The sequence below is a fragment of the Acidovorax sp. MR-S7 genome (assembly GCF_000400995.2).
GTDB lineage: Bacteria > Pseudomonadota > Gammaproteobacteria > Burkholderiales > Burkholderiaceae_C > MR-S7.
In genome coordinates, this window is sequence record NZ_DF238979.1 from 29954 (window position 1) to 43079 (window position 13126).

Annotated in this window: 15 protein-coding genes and 1 pseudogene; 11 read left to right on the forward strand and 5 right to left on the reverse strand. The window is 69.9% G+C overall.

Annotation, left to right across the window (positions count from 1 at the left end; genetic code table 11):
- Window positions 1-17: 17 nt before the first annotated feature.
- Window positions 18-1445, reverse strand: coding sequence for a multidrug transporter subunit MdtD (gene mdtD / locus AVS7_RS19010; protein ID WP_020229643.1), 1428 nt, complete (start codon window positions 1443-1445; stop codon window positions 18-20).
- Between the two features lie 279 nt (window positions 1446-1724).
- Here mdtD and AVS7_RS24035 point away from each other — a divergent pair, with 279 nt between their 5' ends.
- Entirely contained in the window at window positions 1725-1883 is a 159-nt protein-coding gene (locus tag AVS7_RS24035) for a DUF3309 family protein (protein WP_024001881.1), read from the forward strand.
- 19 nt (window positions 1884-1902) lie between these two features.
- Here AVS7_RS24035 and AVS7_RS19015 read toward each other — a convergent pair whose 3' ends face one another.
- Window positions 1903-2166 carry a YdeI/OmpD-associated family protein gene (locus AVS7_RS19015; protein WP_020229645.1) on the reverse strand — a complete coding sequence of 88 codons (264 nt, stop codon included), beginning with the start codon at window positions 2164-2166 and terminating at the stop codon, window positions 1903-1905.
- A gap of 41 nt (window positions 2167-2207) precedes the next feature.
- Entirely contained in the window at window positions 2208-3104 is an 897-nt protein-coding gene (locus AVS7_RS19020; RefSeq protein ID WP_020229646.1) for a LysR family transcriptional regulator, read from the reverse strand.
- Between the two features lie 108 nt (window positions 3105-3212).
- On the opposite strand from AVS7_RS19020, the gene AVS7_RS19025 reads away from it, so the two are divergent.
- The 9 genes and pseudogenes from AVS7_RS19025 to AVS7_RS19065 all read left to right on the forward strand — a co-directional run bounded on the left by AVS7_RS19025 (window position 3213) and on the right by AVS7_RS19065 (window position 9785).
- Complete coding sequence (locus AVS7_RS19025) at window positions 3213-4733, forward strand: CoA-acylating methylmalonate-semialdehyde dehydrogenase (RefSeq protein WP_020229647.1); 1521 nt, start codon at window positions 3213-3215, stop codon at window positions 4731-4733.
- Window positions 4730-5113, forward strand: coding sequence for a lysozyme inhibitor LprI family protein (locus tag AVS7_RS19030; protein ID WP_020229648.1), 384 nt, complete (start codon window positions 4730-4732; stop codon window positions 5111-5113). The genes AVS7_RS19025 and AVS7_RS19030 overlap by 4 nt, the downstream gene beginning before the upstream one ends.
- A gap of 13 nt (window positions 5114-5126) precedes the next feature.
- Window positions 5127-6293 (forward strand): acyl-CoA dehydrogenase family protein, encoded by a 1167-nt coding sequence (locus tag AVS7_RS19035; protein WP_020229649.1) that lies wholly within the window; start codon window positions 5127-5129, stop codon window positions 6291-6293.
- A gap of 6 nt (window positions 6294-6299) precedes the next feature.
- Window positions 6300-6674, forward strand: a complete 375-nt coding sequence (locus AVS7_RS19040; protein WP_020229650.1) for a TfoX/Sxy family protein — start codon at window positions 6300-6302, stop codon at window positions 6672-6674.
- A 54-nt stretch (window positions 6675-6728) separates the two neighbouring features.
- Window positions 6729-7649, forward strand: a pseudogene (mmsB, locus tag AVS7_RS19045) (3-hydroxyisobutyrate dehydrogenase); the annotation flags it as partial.
- A gap of 139 nt (window positions 7650-7788) precedes the next feature.
- Window positions 7789-8340 carry a C40 family peptidase gene (locus AVS7_RS19050; protein WP_034691228.1) on the forward strand — a complete coding sequence of 184 codons (552 nt, stop codon included), beginning with the start codon at window positions 7789-7791 and terminating at the stop codon, window positions 8338-8340.
- Between the two features lie 141 nt (window positions 8341-8481).
- The gene (locus AVS7_RS19055; RefSeq protein ID WP_020229653.1) at window positions 8482-8733 is read left to right on the forward strand and encodes a GlsB/YeaQ/YmgE family stress response membrane protein; all 252 of its coding nucleotides are present in this window, start codon (window positions 8482-8484) and stop codon (window positions 8731-8733) included.
- Window positions 8734-8752: 19 nt separating this feature from the next.
- Entirely contained in the window at window positions 8753-9268 is a 516-nt protein-coding gene (locus AVS7_RS19060) for a hypothetical protein (RefSeq protein WP_020229654.1), read from the forward strand.
- 31 nt (window positions 9269-9299) lie between these two features.
- Window positions 9300-9785: an EVE domain-containing protein gene (locus tag AVS7_RS19065; RefSeq protein ID WP_034691230.1), complete on the forward strand. Its 486-nt coding sequence runs from the start codon at window positions 9300-9302 to the stop codon at window positions 9783-9785.
- A gap of 49 nt (window positions 9786-9834) precedes the next feature.
- On the opposite strand, the gene AVS7_RS19070 is transcribed toward AVS7_RS19065, so the two are convergent.
- Window positions 9835-10782: a hydroxymethylglutaryl-CoA lyase gene (locus AVS7_RS19070; RefSeq protein WP_034691233.1), complete on the reverse strand. Its 948-nt coding sequence runs from the start codon at window positions 10780-10782 to the stop codon at window positions 9835-9837.
- A gap of 126 nt (window positions 10783-10908) precedes the next feature.
- Between AVS7_RS19070 and AVS7_RS19075 the strand changes: the two genes are divergently transcribed.
- Entirely contained in the window at window positions 10909-12060 is a 1152-nt protein-coding gene (locus tag AVS7_RS19075; RefSeq protein WP_020229657.1) for a CaiB/BaiF CoA-transferase family protein, read from the forward strand.
- Here AVS7_RS19075 and AVS7_RS19080 read toward each other — a convergent pair.
- Window positions 12041-13030 (reverse strand): tripartite tricarboxylate transporter substrate binding protein, encoded by a 990-nt coding sequence (locus AVS7_RS19080; RefSeq protein WP_020229658.1) that lies wholly within the window; start codon window positions 13028-13030, stop codon window positions 12041-12043. The two genes, AVS7_RS19075 and AVS7_RS19080, sit on opposite strands and share 20 nt — an antisense overlap.
- Window positions 13031-13126 lie beyond the last annotated feature (96 nt).

A 13126-nucleotide genomic window follows, 5' to 3' on the forward strand; every position in this document is an offset into this window, starting at 1 on the left:
ACGCTAACCATAGCAGATCAGCTCTGCTCCTCCGGCCCCAGCGGGCGCGGGCGCGGCGGCTCGTGCGGCGGCAGCTGCAGGAACAGCGCCGTGGCCGCCAGCGTGAGCACGCCCATGCAGGCGAAGGTGGCGCGGAAAGCCCAGAGTGTCTCGCCCTGGCTGAAGTAGCCCTCGAAACTCGCCAGCACCGCGCCCGCCACCGCCACGCCCATGCCCATGGCGAGCATCTGCACCATCGACAGCAGGCTGTTGCCGCTGCTGGCATGCACCGTGTCCAGGTCCTTGAGCGTGACCGTGTTCATGGCCGAGAACTGCATCGAGTTCACGCTGCCGAACAGCGCGAGCTGCAGCACCAGCACCGGCAGCGGCTGCCCCGGCGTGAGGAAGGCGAAGCTGGCGATCAGCAGCGCCAGCATGCAGGTGTTGGCCACGAGCACCTCGCGGTAGCCGTGGCGCCGCACCAGGCGCGTGACCAGCGGCTTGACCGCCATGCTGCCCAGCACCGTGGGCAGCATCATCAGCCCGGCCTGCAGGGGCGCGAAGCCCAGGCTCACCTGCAGCACCAGCGGGATCATGAACGGCATGCACGAGCTGCCCAGCCGCGAGAACAGGTTGCCCAGCAGCCCCACGCGCAGCGTGCGCACGGTGAACAGCCCCGGCGCGAACAGCGGGTTGCCGCTGCGCAAAGCATGCAGCCAGTAGGCCGCCAGGCTGGCCAGTCCGAACACCAGCATGACCAGCGCCGACGCGCCGCGCACGCCGCCCCCGGCCATGCCCTCCACGGCCAGCGACACCGCCGCCATGCCGAAGGCCAGCAGGCCGTAGCCCACCGCGTCGAACGCGCGCACGGCCAGCGCGTCGCCCCCGGCCATGAAACGGCGCGCGGCCACGAACCCCACCACGCCCACGGGCACGTTCACCCAAAAGATCCAGTGCCAGGACGCGTACTCCACCATCCACCCGCCCAGCGTGGGCCCGATCAGCGGCCCCACCAGCCCCGGGATGGCCACGAAGCTCATGGCCCGGATGAACTCGTCGCGCGGGAACGCCCGCAGCACCGCCAGCCGCCCCACCGGCAGCAGCAGCGCCCCGCCCAGGCCCTGCACCACGCGCGCGCCCACCAGCAGCGGCAGCGTGGGCGAGAGCGCGCACAGCACCGACCCGAGCACGAACAGCGCGATGGCCGACATGAACACCCGCCGCGTGCCGAAGCGGTCCGCCAGCCAGCCCGAGGCCGGGATCAGCACCGCCATGGCCAGCGAATACGCCACGATGACCGAATGCATCTGCAGCGGGCTTTCCTGCAGGTCGCGCGCCATGGCGGGCAGCGCGGTGTTGACGATGGTCGCGTCCAGCGTCTGCATGAAGAAGCCCAGCGCCACCAGCCAGAGCAGCGCGCGGCGTGGCGGGGCGGAAGACGGGGAGGAAGGCGGCGGCATGGACATGGGCGGGCAAGCGGGTAGCGCCCGAGTGTGCCACCGCGCCGTACCCCGCGCAGTTCATGGCGAAAATGCCCTGCAGTGCCCGTCCAACAAGCGCAGGCAGCTATGAAAACAAAAGCGCTTTATCCGCATGCGCACCCGTCCCACCGTATGCGCCGGCCGCGCCCACAGGCCGCGTCGGAAAACCCTGACGCGGCCATGCGCCGCCTGCCGTCCTGCGCGTACGGGTGGCCTGCGAAGAATGCAAGACATCGTCAACACCGCCTCTTGGAGGGAACCGCCATGTCGATCTCGCTTCTCCTGCTGATCATCCTGATCCTTATCCTGGTCGGCGCCCTGCCCACCTGGGGCTACAGCCGCAACTGGGGCTATGGACCGTCGGGCGGCCTGGGGCTGGTGGTGGTCATCCTGCTGGTCCTGCTGTTGATGGGACGGATATGAGCGCGGGCCGCCGGGCCGTTCAGCCCTGCGGCCGCTTGCCAGGCGACCAGGCCATGTTCATGTAGGCCGTTCCGCCGCGCAGCTCGTCCAGCATCTGCCGCAGGCGCTTGTGCCGGGTGGCTTCCAGCTTGGCGCGCGAGATCCAGCCCAGGTAGTCGTTGCGCTGGTAGGGCGGGCGGGCCTCGTAGGCCGGCATCAGCCCCTCGCCGTCCAGCGCCTCCCGCACGAACGGGGGCATCGGGTTCTTCGCCCGCTTGAGGGTGGATTGCTTCGCAGCAGCCATGCATGTCTCCTTTGCAGTTGGGCGCGCCATCATAAAAAGCCTCACGCCGGCATCAACCGCTGCGCCTCCCGCTGCCCCACCTCCTTCAGAACCCCCCACACCGCCTGCGTGCGCGCGAGGTGCTTGGCCTCGGCGGGCATGCTCATCCAGAAGGTGCGGGTGAAGCGCGCCTGCTGCGGCAGCACGCGCGCCAGGATGGGGTCGCGGTCGGCCAGGAAGGCGGGCAGCACGGCCAGGCCCGCGCCGGCGCGCACGGCCTCGTACTGCGCGGTGATGCTGGTGCTGCGCAGCGCGAAGCGCTCGGGCTGGTGCAGCTGGTCGAGAAACTGCAGCTCCTTGGTGAACAGCAGGTCGTCCACGTAGCTGATGAAGGCATGGTGGCGCAGGTCCTCGGGCCGCGCCACCAGGGGGCGGCGGGCCAGGTATTCGCGCTGGCCGTACAGGCACAGCCGGTAGTCGGCCAGCCGGGTGACGATGACGGAGCCGCGCTTGGGCCGCTCCAGCGAGATGACGATATCCGCCTCGCGCCGCGACAGGTGCAGCATGCGCGGCACGGCCAGCAGGTCGATGGACAGCTGCGGATGCTGCTGCGTGAGGCGCGCCAGGTGCGGCGCCAGGATCAGCGTGCCGAAGCCCTCGGTGGCGCCCACGCGCACCAGGCCCGAGGGGCCGCTGCTGGCCGCGTTGGCGGGTGCGGCGCGCTCCACGCCGAGCACGGCGGTCTCCATGGCCTCCACGGCGGGCAGCAGGTGGCGACCGGCCTCGGTGAGCCGGTGGCCTGCCGCCTCGCGCGCGAACAGGGGCGCGCCCATCTGCTTTTCCAGCGCCTGGATGCGGCGCGCCACGGTCGTGTGCTCCACGCCCGTGCGGCGGGCGGCGGCGGCCAGGGTGCCGGTGCGGGCCAGTTCAAGGAAGTAGCGCAGGTTGTCCCAATCCATGGCGAATGTGCAATTTTGCAAAGCTGGAGTGCGTGATTGTCTATTGCATGAAGAATTTCGCACACATACGATGGCTATATTCATTCCACTTCTCCAGGAGACAGACCCATGGACGCTTCCACCACCGCCGTGCAGGCCCCCACCGTCAAGCTGCTGATCGGCGGCAAGCTGGTCGAATCGAAGACCACGCAATGGCGCAACGTGGTCAACCCCGCCACGCAGGAGGTGCTGGCACGCGTGCCGTTCGCCACGCCCGACGAGATCGACGCCGCCGTCGCCTCGGCCAAGGAGGCCTTCAAGACCTGGAAGAAGACGCCCATCGGCGCGCGCGCCCGCATCTTCCTGAAGCTGCAGCAGCTCATCCGCGAGAACATGAAGGAGCTGGCCGCGCTGCTGACAGCCGAACAGGGCAAGACCCTGCCCGACGCCGAGGGCGACGTGTTCCGCGGCCTGGAGGTGGTGGAGCACGCCAGCGCCATCGGCAACCTGCAGCTCGGCGAGCTGGCGAACAACGTCGCCAACGGCGTGGACACCTATACCGTGCTGCAGCCGCTGGGCGTGTGCGCGGGCATCACGCCGTTCAACTTCCCGGCCATGATCCCGCTGTGGATGTTCCCGATGGCCATCGCCACGGGCAACACCTTCGTGCTCAAGCCTTCCGAGCAAGACCCCATGGTGACGATGCGCCTCGCCGAGCTGGCGCTCGAAGCCGGCATTCCCCCCGGCGTGCTCAACGTGATCCATGGCGGCGAGGACGCGGTGAACGCCATCTGCGACCACCCGGACATCAAGGCGATCAGCTTCGTGGGCTCCACCAAGGTCGGCACCCATGTGTACAACCGCGCCAGCCTCGCCGGCAAGCGCGTGCAGTGCATGATGGGCGCGAAGAACCACGCCATCGTGATGCCCGACGCGAACAAGGAGCAGACCCTCAACGCCCTGGCGGGCGCGGCCTTCGGCGCGGCGGGCCAGCGCTGCATGGCACTGTCGGTGGCGGTGCTGGTGGGCGAGGCACAGAAGTGGATTCCCGAGCTGGTCGAGAAGGCCAAGACGCTCAAGGTGAGCGGCGGCACCGAGGCCGGCACCGACGTGGGCCCGCTGGTGAGCTGCGCCGCGCTCTCGCGCGTGGAAGGGCTGATCGAGCGCGGCATCGCCGACGGCGCCACGCTGGAGCTGGACGGCCGCAAGCCGCAGGTGGCGGGCTACGAGAAGGGCAACTTCGTCGGTCCCACGGTGTTCTCCGGCGTGAAGGCCGGCATGAGCATCTACGAGCAGGAAATCTTCGGCCCCGTGCTGTGCCTGGTGGCCGCGGGCGACATCGACGAAGCCATCGACTTCATCAACGCCAACCCCAACGGCAACGGCACCGCCATCTTCACGCAGTCGGGCGCGGCGGCGCGCAGGTTCCAGGAGGACATCGACGTGGGCCAGGTGGGCATCAACGTGCCGATCCCCGTGCCCGTGCCGCTGTTCTCGTTCACCGGCAGCCGCGCCTCCAAGCTGGGCGACCTGGGGCCGTATGGCAAGCAGGTGGTGATGTTCTACACGCAGACCAAGACGGTCACCGCGCGCTGGTTCGACGACAGCACCACCAGCCACGGCGTGAACACCACCATCAGCCTGAAGTGACCGGCACGCGCGCGGCCCTCGCCCTCGTTCTGTGCCTTGGCGGTGCTACCGCCTGGGCGCAGGCGGGCAGCGCCTGCCGCGCGGGCGGCACGGTGGAGGAGACCAACGCCTGCGCCGTGCAAAGCTACCAGCGGGCCGACACGGCCATCCAGATCCTCTACGGCGACGTGATGCGCGCCCTCTCGGCCCACGAGCGCCCCGCCCTGCGCCAGGATCACGCCGCCTGGCAGCGCGAGCGCGTCACGCACTGCAAGCAGGCGCAGCGCGCGGCCGAGTCGCGCCCCGAGTGGCCACGGCTGTACCACGAATGCCTGACGGCGCAGACCGAAGCCCGGCGCGATGCGCTGATGCACTGGCTGCACCACGGCGAAAAACCATAAGGAGACGATTCGCATGGACTTTGAACTCACCGAAGACCAGCGCGCCTTTGCCGATACGGCCCACCAGTTCGCGCAGACAGAGCTGGCACCGCATGCGGCGCAGTGGGATGCCGAGGCCATCTTTCCGCGCGAAACCATCGCCAAGGCGGGCGAGCTGGGCTTTTGCGGCCTCTATGCGCCCGAGTGCATCGGCGGCCTGCAACTCCCCCGCCTCGACGCCACGCTGGTGTTCGAGGAACTGGCCGCCGTCGATCCCAGCACCACAGCCTTCATCACCATCCACAACATGGCGACCTGGATGCTGGGCACCTGGGGTACCGACGAGGTGCGCGCCGAATGGGGCGAGGCACTGACCAGCGGGCAAAGATTAGCCAGCTACTGCCTGACCGAGCCCGGCAGCGGCTCCGATGCGGCCAGCATCAAAACCCGTGCAGAGTTGCAAGGCAACGAATACGTCATCAACGGCGGCAAGGCCTTCATCAGCGGCGCGGGCGCGACCGACGTGCTGGTGCTCATGGCCCGCACGGGCGACGGGCAATCGGGCGCGGCCGGCATCAGCGCCTTCGCCGTGCCTGCGAATCTGCCCGGCATCCACTACGGCAAGAAGGAAGAAAAAATGGGCTGGAACAGCCAGCCCACGCGCCAGATCAGCTTCGACAACGTGCGCATTCCCGCCAACCACCTGCTGGGCCACGAGGGCGAGGGCTTCAAGATCGCGATGAAAGGCCTGGACGGCGGGCGCATCAACATCGCCACCTGCTCCGTGGGCGCGGCTCAAGGCGCGCTGGGCCACGCGCAGCGCTACATGCAGGAACGCAAGCAGTTCGGCAAGCCCATCGCGAGCTTCCAGGCGCTGCAGTTCAAGCTGGCCGACATGGCGACCGAACTCGTCGCCGCGCGCCAGATGGTGCGCCTGGCCGCGAGCAGGCTGGACGCGGGCGCGCGCGACGCCTCCACCTACTGCGCGATGGCCAAGCGCTTCGCCACCGATGCGGGTTTCAACATCGTCAACGAAGCGCTGCAGCTGCACGGCGGCTACGGCTACATCCGCGAATACCCGCTGGAGCGGCTGCTGCGCGACGCGCGCGTGCACCAGATCCTCGAAGGCACGAACGAGATCATGCGCGTCATCATCGGCCGGCGCATGCTCGACGGCGATGCGCCAGACGTGATCCGCTGAAACCCCATGCCCGCTCGTCCCATCGCTCCCGAAACCCTGCGCCTCATCGGCGCGGTGCAGGACGCGCTGGCCGAGCGCCTGGGCGCGCAGGCCACGGTGGAAGAGCGCACCCTGTTCGGCTGCCACGCCTTCATGGTGGACGGCAAGCTCTGCCTGGCCGTCAAGGGCGAAGACCTGCTGGTGCGCCTGCCGCCGCAGGATCATGCCGCCACCGCCGAGCAGCCCGCGGTGCGCGAGCTGGATTCGCGCGGCGGCATGCCGGGTTACTTCTGGGTCGAACCCGCCGGCTACGCCACGCGCGCGCAGTGGGAGCACTGGGTGGACGCCGCCCTCGCCTACAACCCGCGGGCTAAGGCATCACCCCGCAGGCGCAAGAAATGATTTCAAGCCTTTTCGGGCTCCAGCGCTTATCCATCAAGCGCAGGCAGCTATCAAAACCATAGTTTTCACACCACCAGGAGACACACCATGCAAATCGCATTCATCGGCCTCGGCAACATGGGCGGCCCCATGGCCATCAACCTCGTCAAGGCCGGCCACAGCGTCAAGGCCTTCGACCTGAGTCAGGACGCCCTGGCCAAGGTCAAGGCCGAAGGCGCCCAGGCGGCGGCCAGCGCCCAGGACGCCGTGCAGGGCGCCGAGGTCGTGGTCACCATGCTGCCCGCGAGCCAGCACGTGGAGGGCCTGTTCCTCGGCAACGGCAACCTGCTGGCCAGCATCGCCAAGGGCACGCTGGTGATCGACAGCTCCACGATCGCCGCGGCCACCAGCCAGAAGGTCGCCAAGGCGGCCGAGGCGGCGGGCATAGCCTTCATCGACGCGCCGGTCTCCGGCGGCACCGGCGGCGCCATCGCCGGCACGCTGACCTTCATGGTCGGCGGCAGCGATGCGGCCCTGGAGCGCGCCCGCCCCCTGCTGGAAAAGATGGGCAAGAACATCTTCCATGCCGGCGGCGTGGGCGCGGGCCAGACCGCCAAGATCTGCAACAACATGCTGCTGGGCATCCTGATGATCGGTACCAGCGAGGCCATCGCCCTGGGCGTGGCCAACGGGCTCGACCCCAAGGTGCTCTCGGAAATCATGCGCCGCAGCTCCGGCGGCAACTGGGCACTGGAGGTCTACAACCCCTACCCCGGCGTGCAGGAGGCCAGCGCCGCCACGCGCGGCTACACCGGCGGCTTCGGCACCGACCTGATGCTCAAGGACCTGGGCCTGGCGCAGGAGAACGCGATGACCGTGAAGGCCAGCACCCCGCTGGGCGGCATGGCGCGCGCGATCTACGCCGCGCACAGCATCGCGGGCCACGGGGGCGAAGACTTCTCCAGCGTCATCAAGATGCTGCAGAAGAAGGGCTGACGCCGGGCGGCACCCGGCCGCCCCGGGCCGCAAGAGGCTGCCTATCGGCCTCGGCGGCCCCATGAAATCGGCCAAAATCAAAGGCTTGCAACATTTTGGGGGTGAGAAAAAGCCCCGACCCGTGTTACCCTCGCGCCCCATGTCCCGTTGGTTGTGCCTCCTGTTACTCCTTTGCGCAAATGCTTACGCCGCTCCCGCCGATGAGATGGACGGTGCACGCACGGAACGCAACCTGATCGCCCACCTGCAGGAAGTGCGCCACGACGTGGCGGACCGCACCTCCGAGCTGGTCACCACCGCCATGGGCTTCATCGGTGTGCCCTACCGCCGGGGCGGCAACAGCGCCGAGACGGGCTTCGACTGCAGCGGCCTCGTACGCACCATCTACGAGCAGGCCAAGGGCCTGGTGCTGCCACGCCGGGCCAACGAGCAGGCCGCCGCCACCGAGACCATCGAGAAGAAGGACCTGCAGCCCGGCGACCTGGTGTTCTTCAACACCATGCGCCGCGCCTTCAGCCACGTAGGCATCTACCTGGGCGACGGCAAGTTCATCCACGCCCCCCGCTCGGGCGCGCAGGTGCGCGTGGAGGACATGCGCACTTCCTACTGGCAGCGCCGCTTCAACGGCGCGCGCCGCGTTGCGCTGGACGAAGCCGACGAGACCCTGGCCGCCGCGACGCGCCAGCCCTGAGCGTCCGCTCCCGCCCCCTCCATTGAAGATCGTTGACAGTTGGCAAGGGCCGCGCCCCCTTGTCCGACACGCGCATGCCTGCGCGCGGCCTTAGAGTGTGGCGACTCTCCAATCCTCACAACTACGAAGGCGTTTTCCATCATGATGACTTTTCTCGGCACCGTACTGGTCGGCTTCATCGTGGGCCTGCTGGCCCGCGCCCTCAAGCCCGGCGACGACAAGCTCGGCTGGTTCATGACCACCCTGCTGGGCATTGCCGGCTCGTTCATCGCCACCTACATCGGCATCGCCATGAACTGGTACGCGCAGGGGGAAGCCGCGGGCTGGATCGCCTCGGTGATCGGCGCCATCGTGCTCCTGGTGCTGTACGACCTGGTGCGCCGCAAGTCCTGACCCGCTGATCCGTCACGCCATGGCCCTGCGCCGCACTCCCAGCGCCCACGCCCTGGCCGGCGACGACCCGGCGCTGCTGGCCGCGGTGCAGCGCAGCCGCCGGCTGCTGCACCGGCGCGCGCTGGTGGCCGCCGCCGCGGGCGTGGTGCCCGTGCCGGGGCTGGACTGGGCGGTGGATGCCGCCCTGCTCTCGCGGCTGATCCCGCTGGTGAATGCCGAATTCGGCCTCACCCCGGCGCAGCTCGATCTGCTCGCACCCGAAAAGCGCGAGCAGGTGCAGAAGGCGGTGGCCATGGTGGGCTCGGTGCTCATCGGCAAGTTCGTCACGCGCGAGCTGGTGCTGCGCGCCACGCAGGCCGTGGGCCTGCGCCTGTCGGCCCGGCAGGCCGCCAAATTCGTGCCCCTGGCAGGCCAGGCCGCGGCCGCCGCGCTGGGCTACGCCACGCTGCGCTACCTGGGCGAGCAGCACCTGCGCGACTGCGTGCGCGTGGTGCAGCAGGCACAGCTGCCGCTGCCGCCGCCCCAGGCGGCCTGACGCCTGCGCAGCGTTTTGCCAGAATGCGGCCATGACCGCTCCTGCTCCCCATGCACCGCGCTACTGGCTCATGAAGTCCGAGCCCGACGAATGCTCCATCGACGATGCCCTGGCCGCGCCCGGCGCCACCGTGCCCTGGACCGGCGTGCGCAACTACCAGGCGCGCAACTTCATGCGCGACGCGATGCAGGTGGGCGACGGCGTGCTTTTCTACCATTCGAGCTGCCCCGAGCCCGGCATCGCCGGCATCGCGCGCGTGGCCTCCGGCACGCGGCCGGACCCGACGCAGTTCGACCCCGGCTCGCCCTACCACGACCCCAAGTCCTACCCCGGCCAGCCGCGCTGGCTGGTGCTGGACGTGCAGGCCCAGCGCAAGACGCGCCTGATCGGCCTGCCGGAGCTGCGTGCCACCCCCGCGCTGGCGGACATGCGCGTGCTGCAGCGGGGCAACCGGCTGTCCATCACGCCGGTGGAGCCGCACGAGTGGGAAGCGGTGCTGATGCTATCCAATGAATAGCGCCTTGCGCTTTCTGGGCAAGCGCTAAAGGGCTTTTTCGCCTGAAACCCTAACCCTGTGCCGCGTGCTGCTCGTCCAGCGCATGCAGGCGCAGGCGCGGGCCGGCGCGCATGACCTGCCCCGGCAGGTCGCGTCCCAGCACGCGCTGCAGGTCGTGCGCCACCGCGACCAGGCGCTCCAGGTCGATGCCGGTGTCTATGCCCAGCTCGTGCATCAGGTGCACCGTGTCCTCGGTGCAGATGTTGCCGGTGGCGCCCGGCGCGAACGGGCAGCCGCCGATACCGCCCAGCGACGATTCGTAGTGCTCCACGCCGTGCGCCAGCCCCTCCATCACGTTGGCCAGGCCGAGCCCGCGCGTGTTGTGGAAGTGCAGCGCGATGGGCAGGTGCGGCAGATGCTCGCGCAGCGCCTGCACCGTTCGCGCCACGAGCGGCGGCGTGGCCATGCCGGTGGTGTCGCCCAGCGTCAGGCCGGTGAAGCCCAGGTCGGCGAAGGTGCGGGCGATGGCCAGCACCTGCTGCACGGGCACGTCGCCCTCGAACGGGCAGCCGAAGGCGCAGGCGATCGCCCCCTTGAGCCGGATCGGCGCCCCCAGCGTGGCGGCGGCGATCTCGCGGATGTCCTGCAGCGAGCGCTCCACGCTGCGGTTCAGGTTCTTCTGGTTGTGGCTCTCGGAGGCCGAGACGAACACCACGGCTTCGTCCGCACCCGCGTCCAGCGCGCGCTCCACGCCGCGCCGGTTGGGCGCGAGCACGGCCAGCACCACGCCGGGGCGCCGGCGCACGGCGGCCAGCAGCTCGGCCGCGTCGCGCAGCTGCGGCACGGCGCGCGGCGAGACGAAGGACGTGGCCTCGAAATGGCGCACGCCCGCGTCCATCAGCGCCTCCAGCAGCCGCAGCTTGGTGGCGGTGGGGATGAATTCGCTCTCCATCTGCAGCCCGTCGCGCAGGCCGACTTCGGTGATGGAGGCCCGGGGAGGATAGGTGCGCGCCGTCATGCCCGCAGCATAGGACGCGGTGCGCTGGCCCCTGCTCTCCATTCTTCGCGCCGCCATCGCGCTTCGCGACGCGCACGCGCGCAAACGCGACGCGCCGGGGGTGGCGTTTGCGGGATAGTCGGCGCCATGCAACTCGAAGGCATCCGCATCATCGACCTGACCCGCATCATCTCCGGGCCGTTCTGCACCATGCTGCTGGCCGATCTCGGCGCGGACGTGATCAAGGTGGAGACACCCGACGGCGACCCCGTGCGCGCCCAGGGCGAGGTCGTCGACGGTATGAGCTGGTATTTCGCGGCGTTCAACCGCAACAAGCGCTCCGTGGTGCTGGACCTGCGCAGCCCCGAGGGGCTGGACGCGCTGCGCCACCTGATCCACCACGCGGACGTGGTGGTGGACAACTTCCGCCCCGGCGTGATGGAGGCCATGGGCCTGGGCTGGGAGCAGCTGCAGGCGCTCTCGCCCGGTGTCATCCACACCAGCATCACCGGCTTCGGCGCCGACGGGCCCTACGCCCAGCGGCCCGCGTTCGACTTCATCGCGCAGGCCATGAGCGGCTTCATGAGCCTCAACGGCGATGCGCAGTCCGGCCCCATGCGCACGGCGGTCCCGATCAGCGATCTCGTGGCCGGCAACTACGCGGCGCTGGGCACGGTGGCCGCGCTGGTGCGCCGCGCGCGCACCGGCCAGGGCGAGCGCGTGGGCGCCGCGCTGCTGGACGGGCTGGTGAGCTACGGCGCGTTCTCCAGCGCCAACTTCCTGGCCAGCGGCCGGCTGCCGCCCGTGACGGGCAACGACCATTCGCTGGTCGCGCCCTACGGCCTGTTCGCCGCGGCGGACGGCGAGATCGCCGTGGCACCGTCCAACGATGCGGTGTACCGCAAGCTCATGCACGCGCTGGGCCTGCAGGCGCTGCTGGAGGACCCGCGCTTCACCACCAATGCGCTGCGCGTGCGCCACCGCCCGCAGATCAACGCGCTGATCAGCCAGGTGACGGTGCAGCGCGGCAAGGCGCACTGGGTGGAAGTGCTCAACGCCGCCGGCGTGCCCTGCGGCCTGGTGCAGGACCTGGCCGAGGTGTTCGCCGACCCGCAGGTGGCCCACCAGCAGATGGTGCTGGACGTGGAGCATCCGGGCCACGGCAGCGTGCGCATGACCGGCTTTCCCGTCAAGTTCGCCCGGCAGCCGTGCGCGGTGCGCCGGCCGGCACCCGACCTGGGGGCGCACAGCCGGGAGGTGCTGCACGAGCTGGGCTACGTCAGCCCAGCTCCAGCGTGAGTCCGGTGGCCGCGATCGCCGCGCGCCACTTCTTCGCGTCCTGCGCCAGGCGCTCGCCCAGCTGCTCGGGCGTGAGCGGGCGCGGCTCGCCGCCCTGGGCACTGATGGCGCCGCGCACCTCGTCGGTCTGCAACAGGCGGTTGACCTCGGCGTTCACCCGCTGCACCACGCCGCCAGGCACGCCGTTGGGGGCGAACAGGCCGTACCAGGTCGTCACGTCGAACTGCGGCAGGCCCTGCTCGGCCACGGTGGGCACGTCGGGCAGCACGGGATTGCGCCCGGCCGAGGTGACGGCCAGGGCGCGCAGCTTGCCCGCCTTGAGCTGCGTGAGCACGGAAGGGATGGACGCGGCCAGCATCTGCACCTGGCCGCCCAGCGTGTCCGCGAGCGCGGGGCCCGAGCCCTTGTAGGGCACGTGGCGCAGCCGGATGCCCGCCTGGTGCGCGAGCAACTCCACCGACAGGTGGGTGATGGTGCCCGCGCCGGGCGATGCGTAGGTGACGGTGTCGGGCGCCTTGCGCGCCGCCGCGATCAGGTCAGCCAGGCTTTTGTAAGGCGAGGCCGTGGGCACCACGTAGACCAGCGGCGAGTCGCCCACCAGCGCCACGGGCGACAGGTCGCGCTGCGCGTCGTAGGGCAGGCTCTTGTAGAACAGCGGCGCGATCACGAGGTTGTCGAGCTGCCCCATGACCAGGGTATGCCCGCTGTGCTCGGCCTTGGCCGCCTCGCCGATGCCGATGGTGCCGCCTGCACCGGCCTTGTTGTCCGGCACCACGGTCCAGCCCGTGGACTCGGCCAGCTTGGTGGCCACCACGCGCGAGAGGAAGTCCGTGCCGCCGCCAGGCGGAAACGGAACGATGAGCCGGATGGCCCGCGCGGGCCACGCGGCCGCGGTCTGCGCCTGCAGGTGCGGCGCCAGGCCTGCGGCCAGGGCGGCCGCCAGCGCCTGCCGTCGGGTGATGCACGTCATAGGGGGATGTCTCCTTCGGTCTTGTCGCAGCCCATGGTGCAGCCGGGACGCCAGCCATGGCGTCGCAAATCCGCACGGCGGCATCTCGTTCAGCGA